22 protein-coding genes are annotated in these 24,461 nt (G+C 75.1%); 11 read left to right on the top strand and 11 right to left on the bottom strand.

From position 1 onward, the window contains the following. Positions 1 to 37: 37 nt before the first annotated feature. A complete protein-coding gene (locus tag ASG36_RS02860) occupies positions 38 to 406 on the top strand; it encodes a hypothetical protein (protein WP_055759198.1) in 369 nt (122 codons plus the stop codon). A 53-nt stretch (positions 407 to 459) separates the two neighbouring features. Here ASG36_RS02860 and ASG36_RS02855 read toward each other — a convergent pair whose 3' ends face one another. From ASG36_RS02855 to ASG36_RS02830, 6 genes are all read right to left on the bottom strand, one after another. Beyond that, complete coding sequence (locus ASG36_RS02855) at positions 460 to 1,938, bottom strand: ATP-binding cassette domain-containing protein (protein ID WP_055759195.1); 1,479 nt, start codon at positions 1,936 to 1,938, stop codon at positions 460 to 462. Between the two features lie 94 nt (positions 1,939 to 2,032). Continuing rightward, positions 2,033 to 3,601 (bottom strand): glycoside hydrolase family 13 protein, encoded by a 1,569-nt coding sequence (locus ASG36_RS02850; RefSeq protein WP_055759192.1) that lies wholly within the window; start codon positions 3,599 to 3,601, stop codon positions 2,033 to 2,035. After that, complete coding sequence (locus ASG36_RS02845) at positions 3,598 to 4,029, bottom strand: globin (protein WP_055759189.1); 432 nt, start codon at positions 4,027 to 4,029, stop codon at positions 3,598 to 3,600. The genes ASG36_RS02850 and ASG36_RS02845 overlap by 4 nt, the downstream gene beginning before the upstream one ends. Further along, positions 4,026 to 5,255 carry an MFS transporter gene (locus tag ASG36_RS02840; protein WP_055759187.1) on the bottom strand — a complete coding sequence of 410 codons (1,230 nt, stop codon included), beginning with the start codon at positions 5,253 to 5,255 and terminating at the stop codon, positions 4,026 to 4,028. Before ASG36_RS02840 ends, ASG36_RS02845 begins: the two co-directional genes overlap by 4 nt. Before the next feature lie 59 nt (positions 5,256 to 5,314). Beyond that, positions 5,315 to 6,349, bottom strand: a complete 1,035-nt coding sequence (locus ASG36_RS02835) for a mechanosensitive ion channel family protein (RefSeq protein WP_055759184.1) — start codon at positions 6,347 to 6,349, stop codon at positions 5,315 to 5,317. Positions 6,350 to 6,451: 102 nt separating this feature from the next. Then, positions 6,452 to 8,545, bottom strand: a complete 2,094-nt coding sequence (locus ASG36_RS02830; protein ID WP_055762267.1) for a prolyl oligopeptidase family protein — start codon at positions 8,543 to 8,545, stop codon at positions 6,452 to 6,454. Positions 8,546 to 8,766: 221 nt separating this feature from the next. Here ASG36_RS02830 and ASG36_RS02825 point away from each other — a divergent pair, with 221 nt between their 5' ends. Beyond that, entirely contained in the window at positions 8,767 to 9,315 is a 549-nt protein-coding gene (locus ASG36_RS02825; protein WP_055759181.1) for an HNH endonuclease, read from the top strand. A 22-nt stretch (positions 9,316 to 9,337) separates the two neighbouring features. Here the strand turns inward: ASG36_RS02825 and kynU are convergent, their stop codons facing one another. Beyond that, a complete protein-coding gene (kynU, locus tag ASG36_RS02820) occupies positions 9,338 to 10,645 on the bottom strand; it encodes a kynureninase (RefSeq protein WP_235494508.1) in 1,308 nt (435 codons plus the stop codon). On the opposite strand from kynU, the gene ASG36_RS02815 reads away from it, so the two are divergent. Genes ASG36_RS02815 through ASG36_RS02805 form a run of 3 tightly spaced genes read left to right on the top strand, consistent with a single transcriptional unit; the run spans position 10,644 to position 12,921 of the window. After that, on the top strand, positions 10,644 to 12,065 hold the full coding sequence (locus ASG36_RS02815; RefSeq protein ID WP_055759178.1) for an amidase: 1,422 nt from the start codon (positions 10,644 to 10,646) through the stop codon (positions 12,063 to 12,065). The genes kynU and ASG36_RS02815 overlap by 2 nt on opposite strands. Before the next feature lie 34 nt (positions 12,066 to 12,099). After that, on the top strand, positions 12,100 to 12,417 hold the full coding sequence (locus tag ASG36_RS02810; RefSeq protein WP_055759175.1) for a hypothetical protein: 318 nt from the start codon (positions 12,100 to 12,102) through the stop codon (positions 12,415 to 12,417). A gap of 57 nt (positions 12,418 to 12,474) precedes the next feature. Then, complete coding sequence (locus tag ASG36_RS02805) at positions 12,475 to 12,921, top strand: DUF5130 family protein (RefSeq protein ID WP_082522738.1); 447 nt, start codon at positions 12,475 to 12,477, stop codon at positions 12,919 to 12,921. 96 nt (positions 12,922 to 13,017) lie between these two features. Here ASG36_RS02805 and pepN read toward each other — a convergent pair whose 3' ends face one another. After that, positions 13,018 to 15,579, bottom strand: a complete 2,562-nt coding sequence (pepN, locus tag ASG36_RS02800) for an aminopeptidase N (protein WP_055759172.1) — start codon at positions 15,577 to 15,579, stop codon at positions 13,018 to 13,020. Positions 15,580 to 15,713: 134 nt separating this feature from the next. On the opposite strand from pepN, the gene ASG36_RS02795 reads away from it, so the two are divergent. From ASG36_RS02795 to ASG36_RS02780, 4 genes are read left to right on the top strand one after another with little or no spacing between them, the layout of a single operon-like run. Beyond that, a complete protein-coding gene (locus ASG36_RS02795) occupies positions 15,714 to 16,382 on the top strand; it encodes a DsbA family protein (protein ID WP_055759170.1) in 669 nt (222 codons plus the stop codon). A gap of 28 nt (positions 16,383 to 16,410) precedes the next feature. Further along, complete coding sequence (locus tag ASG36_RS02790) at positions 16,411 to 17,178, top strand: SDR family oxidoreductase (protein ID WP_082522737.1); 768 nt, start codon at positions 16,411 to 16,413, stop codon at positions 17,176 to 17,178. Between the two features lie 14 nt (positions 17,179 to 17,192). Next, positions 17,193 to 17,660, top strand: a complete 468-nt coding sequence (locus ASG36_RS02785; protein ID WP_055759167.1) for a ribose-5-phosphate isomerase — start codon at positions 17,193 to 17,195, stop codon at positions 17,658 to 17,660. A 3-nt stretch (positions 17,661 to 17,663) separates the two neighbouring features. Then, positions 17,664 to 18,236: a hypothetical protein gene (locus ASG36_RS02780; RefSeq protein WP_055759164.1), complete on the top strand. Its 573-nt coding sequence runs from the start codon at positions 17,664 to 17,666 to the stop codon at positions 18,234 to 18,236. Here ASG36_RS02780 and ASG36_RS02775 read toward each other — a convergent pair. Further along, positions 18,223 to 19,467: a GNAT family N-acetyltransferase gene (locus ASG36_RS02775; RefSeq protein ID WP_055759161.1), complete on the bottom strand. Its 1,245-nt coding sequence runs from the start codon at positions 19,465 to 19,467 to the stop codon at positions 18,223 to 18,225. The two genes, ASG36_RS02780 and ASG36_RS02775, sit on opposite strands and share 14 nt — an antisense overlap. A 158-nt stretch (positions 19,468 to 19,625) precedes the next feature. Here ASG36_RS02775 and ASG36_RS02770 point away from each other — a divergent pair, with 158 nt between their 5' ends. Together ASG36_RS02770 and ASG36_RS02765 are read left to right on the top strand one after the other, a co-directional pair. After that, positions 19,626 to 21,269 carry a hypothetical protein gene (locus tag ASG36_RS02770; RefSeq protein WP_055759159.1) on the top strand — a complete coding sequence of 548 codons (1,644 nt, stop codon included), beginning with the start codon at positions 19,626 to 19,628 and terminating at the stop codon, positions 21,267 to 21,269. A gap of 13 nt (positions 21,270 to 21,282) precedes the next feature. Continuing rightward, complete coding sequence (locus ASG36_RS02765; protein WP_055759156.1) at positions 21,283 to 22,290, top strand: sigma-70 family RNA polymerase sigma factor; 1,008 nt, start codon at positions 21,283 to 21,285, stop codon at positions 22,288 to 22,290. On the opposite strand, the gene ASG36_RS02760 is transcribed toward ASG36_RS02765, so the two are convergent. Both ASG36_RS02760 and ASG36_RS02755 read right to left on the bottom strand, forming a co-directional pair. Next, on the bottom strand, positions 22,287 to 23,204 hold the full coding sequence (locus tag ASG36_RS02760) for a LysR family transcriptional regulator (RefSeq protein ID WP_055759153.1): 918 nt from the start codon (positions 23,202 to 23,204) through the stop codon (positions 22,287 to 22,289). The genes ASG36_RS02765 and ASG36_RS02760 overlap by 4 nt on opposite strands. Before the next feature lie 87 nt (positions 23,205 to 23,291). Continuing rightward, positions 23,292 to 24,341 (bottom strand): helix-turn-helix transcriptional regulator, encoded by a 1,050-nt coding sequence (locus ASG36_RS02755; protein ID WP_157498524.1) that lies wholly within the window; start codon positions 24,339 to 24,341, stop codon positions 23,292 to 23,294. Between the last annotated feature and the right edge of the window lie 120 nt (positions 24,342 to 24,461).

Below are 24,461 nucleotides of genomic sequence, written 5' to 3'. Positions count from 1 at the left end.
GCCGCGACCCCCCACCCCGACGACAGGAGCACTCCCCGTGGCACAACTGGACACCGTCATCGCCGACCTGCTGGCCATCGAGGGCGCCAGCGGCGCCGCCATCGTCGACGTCGAGAGCGGCATGGCCCTCGCGGCCGGCGGCAACCCCGGCTTCGACCTGAACGTGGCTGCGGCCGGCAACTCGAACGTGGTGCGCGCCAAGCTGCGCACGATCACCGACATCGAGCTCGACGACGAGATCGAGGACGTGCTGATCACCCTGCGCACCCAGTACCACCTGATCAACGTGCTCAAGGGTGCGGGCACCAGCGGCCTGTTCGTCTACCTGGTGCTGAACCGGACGACGGCGAACCTGGCGCTGGCCCGGCACAAGCTGCGCAGCGTCGCCGGCGCCATCGCCGTCTGACCCCGGGGGGTCGTCCCGGACCGGGGGGACCGGGACGACCCCCACCGCACCGCTCAGCCGGTCGGTGCCAGCACGAGGTCGCGGACGGCGGTCGGGTCCGACCCGACCGGGTCGACCCACCGGACGAGCCGGCCGCCGGCCAGCACCCCGACCCGGTCGCAGAACTCCATCAGCTCGTCGGGGTCCACCGAGACCACCACGACCGCGGTGCCGCGCGCGGTGGCCTCCTCGACGACCCGCCGCACCTCGCGCCGGGACCGCAGGTCCAGCCCGCGGGTCGGTTCGTGCACGACCACCACCTCGCCCGCGTCGGCCATCCACCGGGCCAGGGCCAGCTTGTGCTGGTCCCCGCCGGAGAGCGCCCCGAACACGGTGCGGATGCTCCCGGTGTTGACGTGCAGCTCGTGCACGGTCTTGATCACCCCGCGCAGCGAGGCGATCTCGGTGCTGAGGTCGGTCGGGCGCCCCCACGGTTCGTCCACGAGGGTGCGGACGATGGTCTCGCCCGGGTCCACGCCGTAGGCGTCGTCGTCCGGGGCGTAGGTGGGCAGCCGCAGGGTGAGCGGGCCCTGCTCGGTGCTGGCGGGCACGAGGCCGGCCAGGGCGGCGGCGAGCTCGCGCAGCCCCGAGGTGCGGTCGCCGGTCAGGCCGAGCACCTCGCCGCGGTGCACGTCGAGGTCCACCCCCTCGACGTGGCCCGCCACCCGGAGACCGCGCAGGCGCAGCGCCACCTCGGTGGTGGCGGTGGAGACCCGCCGCGGGCTCCGCGAGGGCAGCCGGACGGGTGCGGCGTCGACCGGGGGGCGGGGGCGCGGGACCAGGGCCGCGCCGTCCAGGGTGGCCGCGGCCAGCCGGGCGGGGTCCAGCCCGGCGGCGGGGCTGTCGGCGGCGATGACGCCGTCCCGCAGGACCAGCACGCGGTCCACGACCTCGAGCATCTCGGGGAGCCGGTGGCTGATGTAGAGCACCCCGCGGCCCTGGGCACGCAGCCGGCCGGCGACGGCGTGCAGCGCGGCGACCTCGGACCCGGTGAGCGCCGCGGACACCTCGTCGAGCACCACCACCCGGGTGTCCTCGGCCAGCACCCGCGCGGCCTCCACGAGGCCGTGCACGAAGCGGGGAAGGTCGCCGACGGGCAGGTCGGGGTCCAGGTCCAGCCCGACGGTGGCGAGCACGGCGGCTGCCTCCTCGCGGACGGCCTCGGGCGTGAGCCCGGCGGTGCCCGTGCGGCGGGTGAGGGCCTGGGCGACGGTGAGCGTCGGGTCGATGCGCACCAGCTGCTCGACCACCCCGACCCCCAGGTGCCGGGCGTCCTCGGGCGACAGCGGGGCGTAGGGCCGTCCGGCCAGGCTCATCGACCCGCCGTCGGGGGCGGTGATGCCGGCGACGACGTCCCCGAGGGTGGACTTGCCCGCGCCGTTGGCGCCCACCAGGCCGACCACCTCGCCGGGCTCCACGGTCAGGTCCACCCCGCGCAGCACGCGGCGCGGGCCGAACGAGTGGGTCAGTCCGACCACCTGCAGCAGGGCCATGCGGGCGGCCTTCCGAGAGGGTTGTCGTGACGTCCTGTACCGGTACGGATGCTACCCGTGCCGGGTGCCGCCGCCCGTCGGGACGGCGGTCCGCTCAGCCCTCGAGCCAGGCGGCCGCGTCGTGCGGCAGCAGGCCCTCCACCACCGGTGCGCTGGCCAGCACGAGACGTCCCTCCGGCAGCGCCACGGGGGCACCGGACAGGTTGAGCCAGAGCACCAGTCCGCCGTCCCGGCGCAGGGCCAGGCAGCCCTCCGGCGCCGTCAGCCAGTGCACGTCCCCGCTGGCCAGCGGCGTGCGACGCAGCTGGAGCGCAGCTCGGTACAGCGACAGCACCGAGTCGGGGTCGGCCGCCTGGGCGGCCACCGTGAGACCGGCCCAGCCCTCGGGCATGGGCAGCCAGGTCGTCGTCCCGGCGGTGAACCCGTAGGGCGGGGCGTCGCCGGACCACGGCACCGGGATGCGGCAGGCGTCGCGGCCCCGTTCGGTGTGCCCGGAGCGGGTCCAGACCGGGTCGGTCAGGGCCTCGTCGGGCAGGTCGACGTCGGGCATGCCGAGCTCGTCGCCGTTGTAGACGAACGCCATCCCGGGCAGGGCCAGCTGGAGCAGGGCCGCGGCCCGGGCCCGGCGGGTGCCCAGCTCGCCGTCGCCGTAACGGGTGACGTGCCGGGGCCGGTCGTGGTTGGACAGCACCCAGCACGGCGGGGCGGGGGTGCCGGCAACCGAGGCGAGGGAGTGCACGACGGCGTCCCGCAGCTCCTCGACGTCCCAGTCGGCGGTCAGCAACCGGAAGTTGAACGCCGAGTGCAGCTCGTCCGGGCGCAGGTACCGGGCCAGCCGCTCGTCGTCGGCCACCCACACCTCACCGACGGTCATCGCGCCCGGGTGCTCGTCCAGCACGCGGCGGATCATCCGGTGCACGTCGTGCACCCCGTCGACGTCCAGCCGCGGGTCGGTGGGGCCGTGGTCGTCGAAGAGACCGGCCTCGTCGAAGTCGACGTCGGGCAGCCCGTCGGCCTTGACCATCCCGTGCGCCACGTCGATCCGGAAGCCGTCGACCCCGCGGGCCAGCCAGAAGCGCAGCGTCTGCGCGAGGTCCTCGAGCACCTCGGGGTGGGTGAAGTCCAGGTCGGGCTGCTCGGGGGCGAACAGGTGCAGGTACCACTGGCCGTCGGGCACCCGGGTCCAGGCCGGGCCACCGAAGATCGAGGGCCAGTTGTTCGGCGGCTCGGCGCCGTCGGGGCCGGTGCCGTCCCGGAAGACGTAGCGTGCCCGGGCCGGTGACCCCGGACCGTCGGCCAGCGCCTGGACGAACCAGTCGCGCTGGTCGGAGGTGTGGTTGGGGACCAGGTCGATGGTCACCCGGATGCCGTGGCCGTGTGCCTCAGCCAGCAGCGCGTCGAACTCCGCGAGGTCGCCGAACACCGGCTCCACGTCGCGCGGGTCGGACACGTCGTAGCCGTGGTCGGCCATCGGGGAGGGGAAGAACGGGTTGATCCACAGCGCGTCGACACCGAGGGCCACGAGCTCGGGGAGCCGGGCCCGCAGGCCGGCGAGGTCGCCCACCCCGTCGTCCCCGCCGTCGGCGAAGGAGCGGATGTAGACCTGGTAGAAGACGGCCTCACGCCACCAGTCGGTGGCCGTCGGGGTGCTCGCGGTGCTCACGGGGAGAGGTCCCCCTCGGTCGGCTCGGTCCAGCGGTTCTGCATGCTGCGCGCGGCCATCTCCAGGTAGCCCCACAGCTGGGCGTCCTGCTCGGGCGTCAGCGACAGGGAGTCGACCGCCGCCCGCATGTTCGACAGCCACGCGTCCCGCTCGGCCTCGCCGATGGCGAACGGGGCGTGCCGCATCCGCAGCCGGGGGTGGCCGCGCTGCTCGGAGTAGGTGGTGGGTCCGCCCCAGTACTGCTCGAGGAAGCGCCGCAGCCGTTCCTCGGCGCCGTCCCAGTCGTCCTGGGGGTACAGCGGGGCGAGCACGGGGTCCTGCCGGACCCCGCGGTAGAAGTGCGCGACCAGGTCGTGGAACACGGGGGCCCCGCCGACCTCGGCGTAGAAGCTGCGCGCCGAGGGGAGGGGCCGACTCGACTCGCTCATGCCCCCGATGGTCCCGCAACGCGGGCGTCGGCGGGCGGGCGGGTGCGGCGCAGGGCCACCAGGGGAGCCACGGCCACGACGGTCCCTACGACGCCGGCGCAGGCGACCACCACGCTGGGTGCGACCACCTCGGCCAGGGCCCCGCCGGCGAAGATCCCCGCCCCCGACGCCGCGGACAGCCCCGCGACCGCGATGGCGAACGCCCGGCCCCGGTACTCCGGTGGCACGGCCTGGACGAACAGGACGTTCAGCGGGATCGACCAGGCCGACCCCACACCCGACACGAACAGGGCCACCACGACGCCGGCGTCCCGCGCCACCCCGTCGGGCGCCAGCAGGGCGAGGGCGCCGGCGACCGCGGTGCCGAGGAAGGACGTCGCCACCAGCCCGGGCACCAGCCGCTCCCGCAGGGACGGCGGGCAGAACCGGCCGATGAGGACCCCGCCGAGGACGGCGCCCACCGGGTTGGCCGCCAGCAGGAGCCCGACGGCCGCGGTGCTCCCGGTGAGTTCGACCGACCACGGCGTGACGATGCCCTCGGGTGCGCTGAGGAAGACCCCGCCCACCCACAGCAGGACGACGATGGACAGCAGCCGCGGGGTGCGGAGGACCAGCCGCAGCCCCTGGAGCGCCGCGGCCAGCGGGGACGCCACCTCCTCCTCGTCGTCGGGGACCGGCGCCGGCCGCTGGGTCAGCCCGGCGCGCAGCCACAGGGCGGAGACGGCGAAGGTCGCGGCGTTGACCAGCAGGGCCGTGGAGGGTGAGAAGACCGCGATGAGCACACCGCCGGCCAGGAAGCCCACCGCCTGCGAGAGCTGCAGCACGATGCCGGTCAGCGAGGTGGCGACCGCGTAACGGTCGTCGGTGAGGATGTCGGCCGTCAGCGCGGACCGGGCCGCCTCGAAGGGCGGCGCGCAGAAGGAGACCAGCACCAGCAGCCCCAGCAACGCCGGCAACGGCGTGCCCGGCAGCGCCATGCAGGCCACCAGGAGGGCGCGCAGCACGTCGGAGGCCACCAGCACGGTGCGCCGCGGGAACCGGTCGGCCAGCACGCCCAGCACCGGCCCGCCGAGCACCCAGGGCAGGTAGCTGACCGCGAAGGTCGCCGCCGAGAGCAGCGTGGACTGGGTGCGCTGGTAGACCAGCACGGTCAGCGCCAGGCGGGCCAGCTCGTCGCCGATGGTCGACAGCAGGTAGGACCCGAAGAGCGGACGGAACTCGCGCACGGCGAAGACCGCCCGGTACGTGGCCGGTCGGTCTGCCGTCTCGTCCGCTGCGCGGTGGCTCAGGGCGCCTGGCCCCCCACGGGCCCGCCGAGCGAGGGCAGCGGGATCTTGATGCCCTCGACGGCGAACCGCTCCTGCAGCCGCATCCGCAGCTCCCGGCCGACCCGCCACTGGTCGGCGTTCGTCGTCCGGACCTGCAGCCGCATGACGATGCCCTGGGCGGCGATGGACTCCACGCCGAGGGACTCCGGCTGCCCGAGCAGCACCTCGGCCCACTCGGGCTCGGCGTAGACGGCGTCCCCGACCTCCTGCATGACCGCCTTGCAGCGCTCCAGGTCGGTGTCGTGGGCGACCGGCATGTCGATGACGACCTGGGCGTAGCCCTGGCTCTTGTTGCCCACCCGGAGCACCTCGCCGTTGCGGGCGTACCAGACCACCCCGTTGACGTCGCGCAGCCGGGTGATCCGCAGGCCGACGGCCTCCACGGTCCCGCTGGCCTCGCCGAGGTCCACGACGTCACCGACGCCGTACTGGTCCTCCAGGATGATGCCGATCCCGGCGATGAAGTCCTTGATCAGGTTCTGGGCGCCGAAGCCCAGCGCGACGCCGACCACCCCGGCCGAGGCCACGATCGGGGCCAGGTTGATGCCCAGCTCGCCGAGCACCAGCACGATGGCGATGAAGAAGACGACGATCGAGGCGAAGCTGCGCAGCACCGACCCGACGGCCTCGGCCCGCTGGGTGCGCCGAGCCGCCACCTGCTCGACGACCTGCTGGTGGGACTCCCCGTTCTTGGTCCGCCGCGGCTTGAGGATGGTCGGCACCTGACCGGTCGCGGTGCGGTCGGTGAGCCGGTGGATGGTGCGGTTGATCAACGCCCGGGCGATCAGCGCGACCACGACGACGAGCAGGATCCGCAGCGGCGTCGCGACCAGGGTCTGGGCGTTCGCGGCCAGCCAGTCCAGTCCGAACCACTCGTAGAGCCGGGCGCACAGCGACGTCGAGTCCTCGGTGACGCAGCTGGGCACGTCCAGGTCGGTGAGTCCGTCCAGGCCGTCGGTCGCCGCCGCGGTGACGGTGAGTGCGTTGGTCATCACGGCGGAGTCTCCCAGGTCGGCTGCGGTGGTCGGGGGGTCCCCGGGTCGGTCCGCGTGCCGATGCCGAGGCGGTCCCGGATCGGAACGCGGACGACTGGATCAGCCGGCGACGAGCCCGGTGTGCTCGGCCAGGAACGCCAGTTGGTCGGCGGCCAGGCCGACGGTCCGGGAGACCGCGCGGGCGCCGTGCCCGACCGCCACCTCCCGGCGCAGCACCACCGGCGCACCGGACGACGTCGCGTGCTGCAGTGCCGCGGCGAGCTTGCGGGCGTGCAGCGGGTCGACCCGGGTGTCGGACTCGAAGGTCGTGAACAGCACCGCCGGGTAGGCGGTGCCCTCGACCACGTGGTGGTAGGGCGAGTACCCCAGCAACCAGCCCAGTTCCTCGGGGTCGGCGGCGGTGCCGTACTCGTCGTTCCAGGTGCGGCCCAGCCCGAACAGCTCGTACCGGACCATGTCCAGCAGCGGGGCGCTGCAGACGACGGCCGCGGCCAGGTCGGGCCGCTGGGTCGTGGTGGTGCCGACCAGCAGCCCGCCGTTGGACCCGCCGAAGACGCCCAGCTGTCCGGGCGTCGTCCAGCCCTGCGCGACCAGGTGCTCCCCGGCGGCGGCGAAGTCGTCGAACACGTTCTGCTTGCGCTCGCGCATACCGGCGCGGTGCCACTCCTCCCCGTGCTCGGAACCGCCGCGCAGGTTGGCCACCGCCCACACCCCGCCGGCGGCGACCCAGGCCAGGGTCTGCGCGCTGTAGCCGGGGGTCAGCGAGACGTTGAAGCCGCCGTAGCCGTACAGCACGGTCGGCCGCGGCCGGTCGGGGGCGGCCGCCGCGGCGACCACGAACAGGTGCACCTGGGTGCCGTCGGGCGAGGTCGCGTGCGTCTCGGTCACCACGACGTCGGGGACGGCGCCGGCCACCGGGGCCCGCTCCCAGTCCACCAGCGCGGTCGGGTCGGCGGCGTCCCAGCGCAGCACGGAGGGCGGGGTGGCGTGGTCGGTGTAGCCGACCCAGGCGCTGGTGCCGCCCTCGGGCGGGGTGCTGACCCCGGAGATGCTGCCCGGCGGGACGGCCACGTCGGCCAGTCGGCCCGAGCCGTCCGCGGCCCAGAGCGAGAGCCGGTCGGTGGCGTCCACGGCGTGCACCGCGAGCACCCGCAGGTCGCCGTCCACGCCGTCGACCAGGGCGACGTCGGACAGCACGCCGGACTCCTGCTCGCCGATCACCGGGGTCCACGCGGGGGGCTCCCAGGTGGCCGGGTCGGCCGGGTCGGCGACGGCGAGCCGGCCGCGCGGGGCGTCCCGGTCGGAGAACAGCCAGAGCCGGCCGTCCCGGGCCACCCAGGCCGAGGTCTGTGCGTCCACGCCCACCTGCAGCGGGCGTAGCTCGCCGTCGCCCTGCAGGTCGGCGAGCCAGACGTCGTCGCGCGGGGCGGTGCCGGCCGAGGCCGAGACCACCAGCCAGCGGCCGTCGGCGGAGACCCGGACGCCGTAGTAGTTCGTCGGGTCCAGCCCCTCCCCGTGCACCAGCACGTCGGTGGCCGGGTCGCTGCCCACCCGGTGCCGCCAGACGCGGCGGTGGAACTGCTCGTCGCCGGCGGGCACCTGGTCGGGAGCGAGCCGGCGGACGTAGAAGAGCTCCGCACCACCGGGCAGCCAGGCCACGGGGGAGTAGCGGCACCGGTCGACCGGGCCCTCCAGCAGCTCACCGGTCGCGACGTCCAGGACGTACAGCGCGGACTCCTCGTCGCCGCCGACCGACACCTGGTAGGCCAGCCGGGTGCCCTCCCAGGAGGGTGACCAGGCGTCCAGCGTGGTGGTCCCGGCCGGGTCGAGCTGCATCGGGTCGACCAGCACGCGCTGGGACCCGTCGGCCTCCCGCACCCGCAGCACGGCGTGCTCCTGGCCCGGGTCGCGGCGCAGTGAGAACGCCCGGCCGGCCCGCCACGCGGGGGTGCCGACGACACCGGAGCGCACCAGCTCGCCCAGCCGTGCCGCGAAGGCCTCCCGGGTGGGCAGACCGCCCAGCACGGCGGTCGAGTACGCGTCCTGCGCCTGCGTCCACGCCGTCGTCCGGGGGTCCGCGCCGTCCTCGAGCCACCGGTAGGGGTCGGCGACCCGGTGTCCGTGCAGGTCCTCGACCAGGTCGAGGCGGGGGGCGAGCGCGGAGGTGTCGGGCAGGGGAACGGCAGACGTCACACCGGCGACGGTAGCCACCGTCACACCCGGGTCGGAGAACCCGCTTGCCCTTAGCACACCCCCGGGGGGCAGGATGAGGGTGCCCGTGGGTCGTGCACACCCCGGCGGTCCGGGGCAGACGGAGGTGCCCCGTGTCGCTCGCCGCACTCGGGTCGTCGACCGCATCGGGCCCGCCGGGCCCGCGGCGCGACCCCCGCCCTGGAACCCGCACGCCCGCTCCCGTGACGCCCTCACCGGCGACCACCGCGTCCTGTCTCCTGCTCAACGCCACCTACGAGCCGCTGTGCGTGGTGTCCAGCAGGCGCGCGATCGTGCTGGTGATCGCGCGCAAGGCCGAACCGGTCGACGTCTCCGACGTGCTGTGCCACGCCGAGGTGTTCGCCCTGCCGGTGCCGGTCGTCGTCCGGCTGACCCGGTACGTGCGGGTGCCCTACCCGGCCCAGGTGCCGCTGTCCCGCCGCGCGGTCTTCACCCGCGACGAGGGCACCTGCGTCTACTGCGGGGCGGCGGCGACCAGCATCGACCACGTCTGGCCGCGCAGCCGCGGTGGCACCCACACCTGGGACAACGTGGTCGCGGCCTGCCGGCGCTGCAACCACACCAAGGCCGACCGGTCGCTGGCCGAGCTGGGCTGGACGCTGCCCCGCCCGCCCGGTGCGCCCAGCGGCGCGGCCTGGCGGCTGCTCGGCCACCGCACCGTCGACCCCCGCTGGCGCAGCTGGCTGGGAGAAGGACCCCCTGCCTCTCACCCCACGCTCCGCGCGGGGTGAGCCTCTGCAGGGGGCCGTTCCATCAGGTCACCCGGGCCCGCTCGGTCGGGAAGGCCTCGTGGGCGTCGGTGGCCAGGATGTCGGCCAGCCGGTCGACGGCGTCCCAGACGTCGACGAAGCGGGTGTAGAGCGGGGCCGGGCCGAACCGCACCCGGTCCGGCGTCCGGAAGTCCGGGACGACGTCGCGGGCCAGCAGCGCCTGGGTCAGCTGCCAGGCCTGCGGGTGCGCGAGGCTCACGTGCGCCCCCCGGCGGGCGGCGTCCCGGGGCGAGGCCAGCCGCAGCTGCGGCAGCCGCTCGTCGGCGAGGGCCACCAGCAGGTCGGTCAGCGCCCGGCCCTTGGCCGCGACCGGGCCGATGCCCGCCTCGGCGGTCAGGGCCACGCCCACCTCCACGGCGGCGGTGGCCAGCACCGGCGGGGTGCCGACGGCGAACCGGTCGACGCCCGGTGCCGGGTCGTAGGCCGGGCCCATCTCGAACTGGTCGCGCTGCCCGAACCAGCCCCAGACCGGTTGGCGCAGGTCGGCCTGGAGCTCGCGCCGGACGTAGAGGAAGGCCGGGGCGCCGGGCCCGCCGTTGAGGTGCTTGTAGGTGCAGCCGACCGCCAGGTCCGCCCCGCCGGCGTGCAGGTCGACCTCGACGGCGCCGGCGGCGTGGCTGAGGTCCCACAGCACCAGCGCGCCGTGCTCCCGGGCCAGCGCGGTCACCGCGGCCAGGTCGACCAGCGCGCCGGACCGGTAGGCCACCAGCGAGAGCACGACGACCGCGACCCGCTCGTCCAGTGCCGCGGCCAGCACGGCGGTGTCCAGCCCGGTGTCGGGGTCGGCGGGGACCTCGCGGACGGTCATCCCCTTCTGCCCGGCGACCCCGGCCACCACGTAGCGGTCGGTGGGGAAGTCGTCGGCGCAGCACACCAGCACGTCCCGGCCGGGGCGGGCATCGCAGCCGGCGACCAGCAGCTTGAACAGGTCGACCGAGGTGGAGTCCGAGACCAGCACCTCGCCCGGCCGGGCGCCCAGCACCCCGGCGGCCAGGGCGTCCCCGACCCGGCCGGCCTGCCCGACCCACTGCGACCAGGAGCCGACCAGGCCCTGCCCCCACTCCTGCTCCACCACCCGGGCCAGCGCGGCGGGGGTGGCGCGGGGCAGGCGGCCCAGGGAGTTGCCGTCCAGGTAGAGCCGGCGCCCGGGGCCGTCGTCCCAGCTGCCGTCGGGGCCGTCGCCGACGAAGCGCTCCCGGAACGGCGCCAGGGGGTCGGCGGCGTCCAGCGCCTGGGCATCGGCACGGGTCAGCACCGGGCCCATGATCCACGGGCTAGCGTCCCCGGGCATGACGCAGCTGCACGAGCTGACCGCGCTGGAGCAGGCCGCGGCCGTCCGGTCGGGGCAGACCAGCCCCACCGAGCTGGTCGACCACCACCTGGCCCGCATCCAGGCCCTCGATGCCGGGATCGGCGCGTTCGTCACGGTGACCCCCGAGCGGGCCCGGGCCGCCGCGACCGCCGCCGAGCGCCGTCTCGCCGAGGGCGGCGAGCTGCCCCCGCTGCTCGGGGTGCCGACGGCGATCAAGGACCTGAACCTCACCGCCGGGGTGCGCACCACCTTCGGGTCGGCCGCGATGGCCGACCACGTGCCCACCGTCGACGACCACGTCGTGACCGCGCTGGCCTCCGCCGGGACGATCAGCCTGGGCAAGACCAACACCCCCGAGTTCGGCTTCCCCTGCTACACCGACAACGACGTCGTCGGACCCACCCGGTGCCCCTGGGACACCACCCGGCTGGCCGGTGGGTCCAGCGGGGGAGCGGCCGCCGCCGTGGCGGCGGGGATGCTGCCCTTCGCCCAGGGCTCGGACGGCGGTGGCTCCATCCGCATCCCGGCCGGCATCAACGGCCTGGTCGGGATCAAGACCGCCCGCGGCCGGGTGAGCAGCGCCCCGCTGGGCGCCGAGATCACCGGCCTGGGGGTGCAGGGCCCGCTGGCCCGCACCGTGCGCGACGCCGCCGCGATGCTCGACGCGATGGCCGGCCCGGTGGCCGGGGACCCGACCTGGGCGCCGCCGCTGCCGCCGGGGGAGACCTTCCTGGCCGCCGCGGAGCGCCCCGTCGGCCGGCTGCGGGTCGGCCGGTACCGGGACTCGGGGATGCCCGGCGCCGAGCTGTCGGCGGAGGTGTCCACCGCCTTCGACGAGGCCTCGGCGTTGCTGGAGTCCCTCGGCCACGACGTCGTCGACCTGCCGGCGGCGCCGCTGACCGAGCAGGTGCTGGCGGCCTTCGAGACCACCTGGTCCCTGGGTGGGGCCACCCTGCCGGTCACCCAGGAGCAGGTGCCGCTGCTGCGCCCGCTGACCCGGTACCTGCGCGACCGGGGCCTGGCGCTCAGCGCGGCGCAGGCGATGGACGCGCTGTTCACCCTGCGGGTGTTCAGCCGCCGCTTCGTCCAGGCCACCGCGGCCTTCGACGTCCTGCTCGCCCCGATCTGCACCGACACGCCCCGGCCGCTCGGGTGGTTCGACCACGACGGTGACGGCGCCGCCGACTTCGAGCGGCAGAAGCAGTACGCGGCGTTCCCGGCCGTCTACAACGTGACCGGTCAGCCCGCGGTGAGCGTCCCGCTGCACTGGACCCCCGACGGCCTGCCGATCGGCACCATGCTCGTGGGCCGGCCCGCGGACGAGGTCACGCTGATCGCGCTGGCCGCGCAGCTGGAGGAGGCCCTGCCCTGGGCGCACCGGCACCCCCCGGGCTGGTGAGCCGCCCGGTGGTGACCCCGGTAGATTGCGCGGCGTGACCGTGGTCGAGACCCTGCTCGTCTTCGTCGTGGCCCCGCTGGCGTTCTTCGCCGTGGTGGCCGCGCTCGTGATGCTCCCCGCCCTGAAGAACCGGGACCGGTACAAGCCCGGCAAGCCCTGGGGCCACGGCCCGGTCTGGTACGAGCCGCACCGGCCCGGTGCGGCCGCGCACGACGAGCACGACGACGACCACGCCTCCATCACCCCCGGCGCCCGCGCGTCGGCCCTGGCCATCGGCCAGGCGCCGCACGCACCGGCCGCCGTCCCCACCGTGGCGCGCACCGCGTCCGGTGGCGCCCGCGGGACCTGGTGACCCGAGCGTGAGCACCCCCACCCGTCCCTGCGTCACCGCCTCCGGAGGCACCGCCTGATGGCCACCGAGCTCGCCGGCACCCACGAGCCGATCGTCGACGACCAGGAGTCCCCCGACGCCGGGGCGCCGCCGTTCACCCCGGCGGAGCTGCTCCGCCTCGACGAGGCGCTGACCATGTCCTCCCGGGAGACCGGGCTGCGCTTCACCCTGTTCCTCGGGGAGCTCCCCGCCGACACCCGGGCCGGCGCCGAGGACCTGCACGCCCGCTCCGGCGGCGACACGGCGAGCTCCGTGCTCATCGCGATCTCCCCGGACCAGCGGGTCATGGAGGTCGTCACCGGCGCCGCTGCCGCCCGTCGCCTCCCCGACCGGGCCTGTGCCCTCGCGGTGCTGTCGATGACCACGTCCTTCGGCTCCGGTGACCTCGTCGGTGGCATCGTCAACGGCCTGCGCCAGCTCTCCGACCAGGCCGGCCACCCCGCCGCCCACCGCTCCCGCCACTGACGACGACCTGACGAGGAGAGCCCTCCTCGTCAGCCCCGAACGCGAGAAGCGCCCTTCCCGTCAGGACTCCTGACAGGAAGGGCGCTCTTCGTCGTCTCAGGCCCGGGTGCGCCCGGCCTCGGCGTCTCGCTGCTGGGCGTGCAGGGCGCGGGCGACGCCGTCGCGGCCCTCGCTGACCAGCCGCCGCAGCGGGGCCGGGTGCGAGGGGTCGGCCAGCCAGGCGTCGGCCGCATCGACGGTGGCCGGGGAGACCTGCTTCGGGAACAGGTACTCCACCGCGTTCTTCGCGATCTCGCCCGGACGGCGGTCCCACAGCGGGGCGATGTCGGCGAAGTACCGCTGCACGTAGGGCTCGGTCAGCGCGCGCTGGGCCGGGTGCCAGAAGCCGGCCACCATCGCCTCGTGGATCGAGTTCGCGATCGACTCGTCGGTGAACGCGCGCCGCCACGTGTCGGCCTTGGACTCCGCGGTCGGGCGTAGGGCCCGGGCGGTGGCGGTCTGCCGGACGCCGGTCGCGGTGGCGTCCCGGGCGGCCTCGGCGTCGATCTCGGCGTCCCCGGCCGCGCCGACGGCGACCAGGCCGTGCAGGAACGCCCAGCGGGCGTCGGCGTCGACCTCGAGCCCCGGCACCTCCTGCGAGCCGTCCAGCAGCCCGCGCAGCAGACCGATCTGCTCCTCGGTGCGGGCCGAGGAGGCCAGCGTGCGCGACCACTGCAGCTGGGCGTCCGAGCCGGGCTCGGCGGCGCGCAGGGCGGCGACGGACTTCTCGCCCAGGGCCGCCCAGCCCTCGTCGGCCCAGGCCGGGTCGGCGTAGTTCGACAGCGCCGCCTGCACCCGGGCCAGCAGCGACTGGACGACGGAGATCTCGCTCTCGGCGTCCACCCCGGCCAGGACGAGGGCGACCCAGTCGCGGGCGGGCAGTTCGCCGTCCCGGGTGGTGTCCCAGGCGGCCGACCAGCACAGCGCGCGGGCCAGCGGGTCCGACAGCGAGCCGATGCCGGTGCGCAGGGTGGTCAGCGACCGCTCGTCCAGGCGCAGCTTGGCGTAGGTCAGGTCGTCGTCGTTGACCAGCACCAGGTCCGCGGCCGGGTGGCCGACCAGCTGGTCGACCACGGTGCGGGCACCGGAGACGTCGAGCTCGACCCGGTGCGTGCGGGTCAGCCCGTCCGACCCGGCGGAGTAGAGCCCCACGGCCAGCCGGTGGTCGCGCAGCACCGGGTGCTCGCGCACCGCGGTCTGCTCGATGGCGAAGGAGGAGTAGCGACCCTGGTCGTCGGTCTCGAACACCGGACGCAGCGTGTTGACCTGGCTGGTCTGCAGCCACTGCTGGGCCCAGGCGGACAGGTCACGGCCGGTGGCCTCCGACAGCGGGCCGAGCAGGTCGGCGAGCGTGGTGTTGCCGAACGCGTGCGCCTTGAAGTACTGGCGCACCCCGGCCAGGAACGCGTCCTGGCCGACGTAGGCCACCAGCTGCTTGAGCACCGAGGCGCCCTTGGCGTAGGTGATCCCGTCGAAGTTCACCTCGACGGCGGCCACGTCGACCATGTCCGCGGCGATCGGGTGCGTCGAGGGGAGCTGGTCCTGGGCGTAGGCCCAGGACTTCTCGGTGTTGGCGAACGTCGTCCAGGCGGTCGTGTACTCGGTCGCCTCGGCCTGGCAGAGCGTGGAGATGTAGGTCGCGAAGGACTCGTTGAGCCACAGGTCGTCCCACCACCGCATGGTCACCAGGTCGCCGAACCACATGTGCGCCAGCTCGTGCAGGATCGTCTCGGCGCGCCGCTCGTAGCGGGCCCGGCTGGTGCGCGACCGGAAGACGTAGTCCTCCCGGAACGTGACCGCCCCGGCGTTCTCCATCGCCCCGGCGTTGAACTCGGGCACGAAGAGCTGGTCGTACTTGTCGAAGGGGTACGGGTAGTCGAACACCCGGTGGTAGAAGTCGAACCCCTGCTTGGTGACCTCGAAGAGTGCGTCCGGGTCGAGGTGCTGGGCCAGCGACGCCCTGCAGTACAGCGCCAGCGGCAGGCCCTCGTGGGAGTCGGTGACCTTGGCGTACGGGCCGGCGATCAGCGCGACCAGGTACGTCGAGATGGGCTCGGTGGGCTCGAAGTGCACCAGCTGCGAGCCGCCGGTGCCGGCCTCGATGGTGCGTCCGCCGGTGTTGGAGACGACCTGCCAGTCGAAGGGCGCGGTCACGTGGACGGTGAACGGGGCCTTGAGGTCGGGCTGGTCGAAGCAGGCGAAGACCCGCTTGGCCTCGGCCGGCTCGAAGTGGGAGTAGAGGTAGACCGCGTCGTCCTCGGGGTCGACGAACCGGTGCAGGCCCTCGCCGGTGCGGGAGTAGCGGCAGTCGGCGTCGACGACGAGCTCGTTCTCGGCGGCCAGGCCGGGGAGCGGGAGACCGTGCTCCTCGGTGTAGGTGGTGACGTCGAGCTCGGTGCCGTTCAGCGTGGCCGAGTGCACGCGCTCGGCGACCAGGTCGACGAAGGAGTCCGCGCCGGGGGTCGCGGCCGCGAAGCGCACCGTGGTCGTCGATCGGAACACGTCCTCGCCGGGGTGCCCGGCGCCGTCGCTGACGTCCAGCTGCAGGTCGTAGGCGTGCACGGTGAGGAGCTGGGCGCGCGCGGCAGCGTCGTCGCGGGTCAGGTTGGGAACAGCCACCGGTGGAGCTTCCCACGTGGCCGGGACGGCGGGCGGGGCGACGGTTGTGCCGGGCCCCCCGCGGGGAATGCCGGGGGAGGCCGTCGGACTTGTCGGCGGCAGACCACCAGCACCACCGATCACGAGGAGACCGCATGTCCGAGGCCGTGCAGACCGCACCCACGAAGGCCCGGGTCGACGTCTGGGTGGACCCGCTCTGCCCCTGGGCCTGGCTGACCAGCCGCTGGGTCATCGAGGCGTCCACCGTCCGGGACATCGACGTCCACTGGCACGTGATGAGCCTGGCCGTGCTCAACGAGGGCAAGGACCTGCCCGAGGAGTACCAGCAGATGATGGCCGAGGCCTGGGGCCCCGTTCGGGTGCTGATCGCCGCCGCCCAGCAGCACGGCGACGAGGTGATCGGCGACCTGTACACCGCGATGGGCACGCTGCGGCACCAGGAGGGCGCCGAGCTCCCCGACGTCATCGCCCCGGCCCTCGAGCGGGTCGGCTTGCCGGCCTCGCTGGCCGAGGCCGCCGACTCCACCGAGTACGACGAGGCGCTGAAGAAGAGCCACCACGAGGGCATGGACCCGGTCGGCGAGGAGGTCGGCACCCCCGTCCTGCACGTGGACGGCGTGGCGTTCTTCGGCCCGGTCATCAGCCGCGTGCCCACCGGTGAGGACGCCGGCAAGGCCCTCGACGGGGCCGTCCTGCTGGCCAACCTGCCCGGCTTCTGGGAGCTCAAGCGCACCCGCACCGAGGGCCCGGACTTCTCCACCGTCCCGGCGTCGGCGCTGGAGATCACCCGCGCGCAGGGCTGAGGGCACCCGGGTGCGGCATCCTGACCGGGTGCCGCACCCGACCCGCCAGCGCATCCTCATCACCGGGGCCAGCTCCGGACTCGGCGAGGGGATGGCCCGCCGGTTCGCCGCCCTCGGCCGCGACCTGGCACTGGTCGCCCGGCGCACCGACCGGCTCGACGCGCTGCGCGAGGAGCTGACGACCGCCCACCCGGGCGTCACCGTGCTCACCGCGGCGCTGGACGTCGACGACCCGGCCGCCGTCGCCGAGGTCGTGCCCCGGCTGGCCGCCGGGCTCGGCGGGCTGGACCGCTTCATCGCCAACGCGGGGCTGGGCAAGGGCGTCCCGGTCGGCACCGGGGGTGCCGGCCCCAACCGCGCCGTGCTCACCACCAACGTGCTCGGCACGCACGCCTGCTGCGAGGCCGCGGTCGCCCTGTTCCGCGCCCAGGGGCACGGCCACCTCGTGGTGGTCTCCTCCGTCGCCGGGGTGCGCGGCATGAGCGGCACCCGGACGGCGTACGCCACCTCCAAGGCCGCCGACGCCGTCCTCGCCGAGGGCATCCGGGCCGACCTGCTGTCCTCGCGGGCCACCCGGCGGATCCGGGTGACGACGATCCACCCCGGCTTCATCGAGACCGACATCAACACCGGACGCCGGGGACCGTTCACCGTCGACCTGGACACCGGGGTGGACGCGATGACCGCCGCGGTCGAGCGCGAGCCGGTCCGGGCCTACGTACCGGAGTGGCCGTGGCGCCCGGTCGCCGCCCTGCTGCGCGCGCTGCCCCTCCCGGTGGCCGCGCGCCTCTCCTAGGGGAGGATCGGGGCATGCGCGTCTTCCTCGGCACCGACCACGCGGGCCTCGAGCTCAAGGCCCACCTGCTGGAGGCGGTCGCCGCCGCCGGGTACGAGCCGGTGGACTGCGGGGCGTTCGACTTCGACCCCGAGGACGACTACCCGCCCTTCTGCATCGAGGTGGGCGAGCGGGTCGTGGTCGAGCCAGGCAGCCTCGGCGTCGTCATCGGCGGGTCGGGCAACGGCGAGCAGATCGCGGCCAACAAGGTCCCCGGCGTGCGGGCCGCGCTGGTCTGGAACCGGTCCACCGCCGAGCTCGCCCGCCAGCACAACGACGCCAACGTCGTGGCCGTCGGCGGCCGCCAGCACAGCGTCGAGGAGGCCACCGAGCTGGTGCTGCTCTTCCTGGCCACCCCGTTCAGCAACGAGGAGCGGCACGTGCGCCGCATCGGTCTGGTCAGCGCCTACGAGCAGGAGCGCCACCACCCCGCGGGGGGCTGAGCCGTGACCGGGGACGACGTCCGCACCGCGGTCGACGAGGCCGCCGCCTTCCTGGCGATGGCGCCGGACCCGTCGGCCCCGGTGCCGTCGTCCGGCACCGACGTCGCCGGTGTCGCCTGGCACGTGGGGGAGTGCCTGCACTGGTACGGCCACGACCTGCTCGTCGGCCGGGTGGACCTCACCGCCGGCCGCTACGAACGCGACCCGGAGGCCGGCTACGGCCGGTTGATCACCGGACTGACCAGCTGGGGCGAGGTGCTCGCCCGGGTGCTGGACGGCGCCGACCCCGGCGAGCGCGGCTTCCACGGCTGGGGCTCACCCGACCCGGCCGGCTTCGCCGCGATGGCCTGCGCCGAGGTCCTGGTGCACACCGGGGACGTCGCCGAGGCGACCGACCGGTCGTTCGGGGTCCCGGCCGACCTGGCCGCCGCGACGCTCGCGCGGCTCTTCCCCGAGGCGCCGACCGACACCGACCCGGCCACGACGCTGCGCTGGGCGACCGGTCGGGCCGACCTGCCCGGCCGCCCGCGTCCGGCCACCTGGCGCTACCGGGTGGAGCCGCTCAGAACTCCGTGACGCACCAGGGCGCCACCGGCCAGGAGAACGACGTCGAGGCCAGCGTGACCGCCCCCGGGCTGACCTCGGTCACCCGGCCCGCGGCGTGCAGCGCGGCCAGCGACGTGCCGCCCAGGTAGGCCGCGCCCAGCTCCTCGACGCCCAGCACCAGGTCCGGGTCGCGGTCGGTGCGGCCGCAGTACCCACCGGCCGGGTGGCCCGACAGCCGCCAGCGCCCCTCGTTCCAGGGACAGAACGGGTCGCGCACCTCGATCACCAGGTCGATCGGCGCGGGGTAACGGCGGGCGGCGAGCGCCCGGTCGACGTCCACCAGCCGCACCCACAACCCGTCGAAGGGCCGGGAGGCCAGCGGACGGGGGTCGACCAGCAGGTGCTGGACGGGCTCGCCGGCCGGCCCGGCCTCGTAGGTCAGCCGCCGCACCAGGTCGTGGCCGAGGAGGAAGCGCCACAGCGCGGTGTGGGCGGCCGGGGTCGCCGACCGGACCTCCTGCACCGTCATGGTCGTGTCGGGCAGCCCGCCCTCGGTCCAGGCGGCCTTGAGCCGGTGGGTGGCGTAGCCGGTCACGGTGCCGTCGGGCTCGGTGTGCAGCGCCAGCTGGCGGGGGGTGGCGCCGTGCCGCTGCTCCTCGTCGTCGCGCAGGGTGCGGGTCCACCAGCGGTCGTCGCGGGCCATCGTGCCGGGCACCTCCCGACGCACCCGCTCGTACAGCGCGGCCGCGGCCGGCCGGAACTCCTCGACGTCGACCAGCGTCACCCGGCCCTCCCCGGCGGGTGCGTCCGGGCGCAGCCGCACCCGGGTCGGGTCGACGCTCCAGCCGCCCTTCAGCGCGGCGGGGGCGTAGCCGAAGCGGCCGTAGATGCCGGCCTCGGCGGCCCAGAGCGCGGCGAGCGGCTCSCGGCCGGCGGCGTGCACCTCGTCGAGCTGGCGGCGCATCAGCGCCGTCAGCACGCCCTGCCGGCGACGGGCCGGGGAGACGGTGATCCAGGTGATCCCGGCGGTGGGGACGGCGGCCCCGCCCGGCACGGTCATCTCCAGGCTGTAGATCCCGGCGGTGGCGTGCACCCGCCCGTCCTCACCGAACAGGCCCAGCGAGCGGTCCAGCTCGGCCAGCGGGGTGGGGGTGTCCAGGTACGGGCCGGTGGACGGCTCGCCGAAGACGACGTCCATCGCCCGGCCGAAGCGGGGCCAGTCCTCGGCGGTGGCGGGGCGGAGGTCAGCGGGGTCGATCACCGGTCAGGTGTACCCGTCGCGGGCGGCCCGCCGCGACCCGGTTTCCGGTGCGCGGGACCGACACCGGTGTCACCGGACGGTCACCTCGGGAGACCCGGCTGTGTCGGTGGTGGCCGCTAGGGTCGACCCGTCTCTGCTCTGCCGCTGGAAGAAGGTCCATGCGCTCCGCCGCCGTCCCCTCCGCCGCCCTCGCCGGGCTCCTGCTCCTGTCCGGCTGCACCGGGTCCTCCGGTGGGGGAGGTGGCGACGCCGCGCCGGTCGAGCCGGTCACGGCGGCCCCCGACGCGGCCAGCACCCTGGTCGCCGACACCGACCCGGCCGCCTCCGCCGTCTCGACCAGCCGGGCGCTGTTCACCAGCTCCCCGGTGGTCGTCGTCGCCGGTGCCGACGACGAGGCCGGCCAGCTGCTCGGCGCCTCGGCCGCGGTCTCCCTGGGCGTGCCGCTGCTGCTGACCACCGGTGGCGCCGACGACCCGGTGGGTGACGAGCTCGACCGGCTCGGCGCCACCGACGTCCTCGCCGTCGACGCCGAGCTGCCCGCCACCGAGGGGCGCGACGTCGTCTCGGTGCCGGCCACCGCCGACGCGGTCGCCGGGGCCACCGGGGTGGACCTGGGGCAGGCCGACGAGGTGGCCGCCGACGGTGCGGTGGCCGCGGTCGCCGGTCTGGACGGCGACGCCCCGGTCGCCCTGGTGCCGGAAGACGGTGCGGCGGGCGAGGGGGAGTCCGAGGGCGGGGAGCTGCCCGAGGTGACGCGCGCCGAGCCGCTGGAGGACGTCGTGGTGCTCGCCAGCGGCAGCCCCGAGTCCCTGGCCGGCGTCGCCACGGCGCGCGCCGCCGGCGCCACGGTCACCCTCACCGAGGGCCAGACCGACCCGCGGGCCTCGGCCTCGGTCGTCGACGCCCTCGCCCAGGCCCAGCCCGACGCGGTCGTCGTCCTCGGTGCCGACTTCGCCGGCGTGGCCGGCCTGGACTGGAAGACCGCCACCGCGGCCTCGGGCACCCAGCTGCCCGGCGGTGGGCAGCTGTTGTTCCCCGAGCACTTCTTCGTCGCGCTCTACGGCTACCCCGACGGCGGCGCACTCGGCGTGCTCGGCGAGCAGCCGCTGGAGCAGTCGATCACCCGGGCCGAGGAGACCGCCGCCCAGTACGACGCCCTGGTGCCCGACCGCACCGTCGTCCCGATGTTCGAGATCATCGTGACGGTGGCCTCGGCCTCGGCGGGCCCGGACGGCAACTACTCCACCGAGGCCGACCTGGAGACCCTGCGGCCCTACGTGGAGGCGGCCGGCGCGGCCGGGCTCTACGTGGTGCTCGACCTGCAGCCCGGCCGCACCGACTTCCTCACCCAGGCCCAGCAGTACCAGTCGCTGCTGGAGCTGCCCTACGTCGGTCTCGCGCTGGACCCCGAGTGGCGGCTGCAGCCGAACCAGGTGCACCTGACCCAGATCGGCCAGGTCGGCATCGACGAGGTCAACCAGGTCGTCACCTGGCTGGCCGACCTGACCCGGGCCAACGCGCTGCCGCAGAAGCTGCTGGTGCTGCACCAGTTCCAGGTGCGGATGATCGTCGACCGCGAACGGCTGGACACCAGCCGCGACGAGCTGGCGATCATGGTGCACGTGGACGGCCAGGGCTCCCAGCCGGCCAAGCAGGACACCTGGAACGTGCTGCACCAGGACGCGCCGAGCCCGCTCTACTGGGGCTGGAAGAACTTCTACGACGAGGACGAGCCGATGCTCACCCCCGAGCAGACGATCGAGCAGGTCCTCCCCGTGCCGGAGCTCGTCACCTACCAGTGAACTGAGGGACGCCGTGACCGACCTGCTGGGCCCCACCACCGAGGACCGGGCCGACCTCGAGGCGAGGATGGCCACCCACCGCCCCGAGCTGACCGGGTACTGCTACCGGATGCTGGGCTCCTCCTTCGACGCCGAGGACGCCGTCCAGGACACGATGGTGCGGGCCTGGCGGTCGCTGGAGAAGCTGCAGGGACCCGGCGCCCTGCGCTCGTGGCTGTACCGGATCGCCACCAACGTCTGCCTGGACGTCCTCGACGGACGCAAGCGGCGGGCACTGCCGGTCGACCTCTCCGACGAGCCCTCGGCTCCGGTCGAGGCGTCGCTGGCGGGCACGCTGCCCGACGGCGCCTGGGTCGAGCCGGCGCTGACCGGCCAGGTCGTGGCCCTCGGCACCGACCCGGCCGAGGTCGCGGTGCAGCGGGACTCGGTGCGGCTGGCGTTCGTGGCGGCGCTGCAGGTGCTGCCCCCACGCCAGCGCGCCGTCCTGGTGCTGCGCGAGGTGCTGCGCTGGAAGGCCGACGAGGTCGCCGACCTGCTCGACACCACGGTGCCGGCGGTCAACAGCGCACTGCAGCGGGCCCGGGCCACGCTGGCCGGGCACGACGGCAAGGCCCGCCCCGGCGAGGTGGACGCCGAGCAGGCCGAGCTGCTGGCGCGCTACGTCGACGCCTTCCAGCGGTACGACATGGAGGCCTTCGTCGCGCTGCTGCACGCCGACGCCGTGCAGGACATGCCGCCGTTCACCATGTGGCTGCGCTCGGCGCAGGACGTGGTGGCCTGGATGGTCGGGCCGGGCTCGGCCTGCCGCGGCTCGGTGCTCATGCCGGTGGAGCTCAACGGGTCGACCGCGTTCGCGCAGTGGAAGCCCAGCGGGCCGGGCGGGGCGTTCGAGCCGTTCGCGTTCCAGGCCCTCGAGGTGCACGACGGGAAGATCAGCCGCATCACGTCGTTCCTGGACACCCGGCTCTTCGAGCTCTTCGGGCTGCCGCAGACCCCGCCGGCGGAACTGCTGCCCGGCTAGGGAGCGCCCGTCGCGCCCACGGTGGCCCGCCGCGGGCGGCACCGGGACAGGTAGGAGGTGAGGAAGGCCCGGCCGGCTGCCCCGTGCGGCCCGTCGTCCCGGGTGACCACCCCTAGCTCCCAGGTCGGGGCACCGACCAGCGGGACGAGGTCGATGCGGTCGAAGGTCTGCCGGTCGACACAGGCGGCGGGGCCGTAGGACACCCCCACCCCGCGTTGCACCAACGTCAGGACCGAGTGCCAGTCGGCGACCTCGAGCCGCACCTCCCGGTGCAGTCCTGCCGCCTCGAGCAGGCGGTCGAACAGGACGCGGGACCACCACCCGGGGGCCAGGTCCACGAGGGGCTCGGCCACGAGCTCCCGAGGGTCGACGGTGTCGCCCCCGGAGAGCCGGTGGCCGGTGGGACACAGCCCGACCAGGGGCGTCGAGGTCAACCGGGTGAACCGCAGGGGACGGCCCGGCTGCGGCGGCAGCGGAGCGACCGCGAAGTCAGCGTCGCCCTCGACGACGAGCTGCACCGCCTCCTGGGCTCGGGAGGGCACCACGTGCAGGTCCACCCCCGGGTGCGCCGTCCGGAACCCGCTGATGGTCCGGCTCAGGTCGAGCTCCCGGGGCAGCGGGACGGTCGCGACGCGCACCGAGCCCCGCAGCAGCCCCTCGACCGCGGCGACCGCGTCCCGTGCCCGGCCGACCCCGCGCAGGACCGTGCGGGCCGGGTCGAGCAGCGCGTGGCCGGCGGCGGTCAGCTCGGTCCCGCGACGCCCGCGGACGAACAGCTCGGTCCGCAGTTCGCGCTCCAGGGACAGCACCGAGGCCGACAGGCTGGACTGCACCAGGTGGACCCGGGCGGCGGCGCGGGTGAACGAGCCCTCCTCGACCACGGCGAGGAAGTGCTCGAGCTGCCTCAGCTCCACGGCCGGGCCGCGCTGTGCCCAGGAGTGCGTCCGGCGGTCACCGCTCCAGCATCGACGCCTCCGGCCCGGTGCGGCATGGGCGGACCGTCACGAGGACATGGACACACCGTCCGTCCTGCGCAGCAGGTGGATGAGCTCCTGCTGAGAGCCGACGCGCAGCTTGCGGAACACCGCGGAGAGGTGGTTGCGCACGGTGCTGGAGCTCAGGAACAACGACTCGGCGATCGCGGGCACGCGGTCCCCGTCGAGCAGCCGGAGGACGATCTCCAGCTCCCGGCCGGACAGGTCGCCCAGCCCCCGGTCCGCCGGGAGGGCGCCGGCCCGACGCGACGACGACGCCGCCCGCACGGCCTCGTCGAACCCCCACAGCGCCTCCCGCATCCCGGGGGCGGAGGTCAGCGGGTCACGCGGTGCCACGTCGAGCACCGCGAAGGCGAAGCTGGGGGAGGGCTCCATCGGCAGCAGCAGCAGGCGCCGGCGGCTGGGTCGGGAACCGGACAGCTGCATCCGCACGACGAGGCTCGTGCCCAGGCCCGAGCCGGTGCTGCGGGCCAGGGCCTCCAGGAGCGGCGCCACGTCGGCGGTGTCCACGAGCCGCAACAGCGACTGGCCCACCACGTCGGTCGCCGGGTGGTCCAGGAGGGCGACGACGTCGGTGCTGACCCGGTCCACGGTCAGGTGGCCGTCGGTCGACCCGACGACCGCGGCGGCCCCCGCGCCCTCGGGCCGCGGCAGCGCCCCGCCGAGCGCTGCCGGGTCGACCAGCAGCTTCGCCAGCGCGTGGGTGCGGCGCTGCGGGCCGCCCACCCCGCGGACCCACACGGTGAGCGGGACCGCCCGTCCGCCGCGGCGGAGGGTGCGGCGCGCCTCGTAGCCGTCCAGTGAGCCCTGCACCACCAGCTCGAGGGCACCGGTCGGCCCGTCGACGGTGAACTCCTCGAAGCCACGACCGACCGGGGAGCCGCCGTCGGGGCACAGCAGTCGCCGGGCCGTCCCGCTCGCGGCCACGACCTCCTCGGAGGGGATGGCGAGCAGCAGCGACGGGAGCGGGCAGGCGGTCACGACGTCGAGGACCGCCTGCGGTGGTCCTCCGGGGGCGGCGGGGGAGGACGGGTGGGTGACACCGGACGGGTGCACGAGGGCCTCCTCGGGGACGACCCCCAGCCTGGCACCGGAGGCGGCCCACCGGGGGACATCGGACGGCCGGATCTCCCCGTCATCGACGGAGTCGCTGTCACCCACCGGATCTGCACGCTT

The organism is Geodermatophilus sp. Leaf369 (genome assembly GCF_001424455.1).
In the GTDB taxonomy this organism is placed as follows: Bacteria; Actinomycetota; Actinomycetes; order Mycobacteriales; family Geodermatophilaceae; genus Klenkia.
Note: the sequence above shows the minus strand (reverse complement) of the source record. Positions and strands in the feature narration are given on the sequence as shown.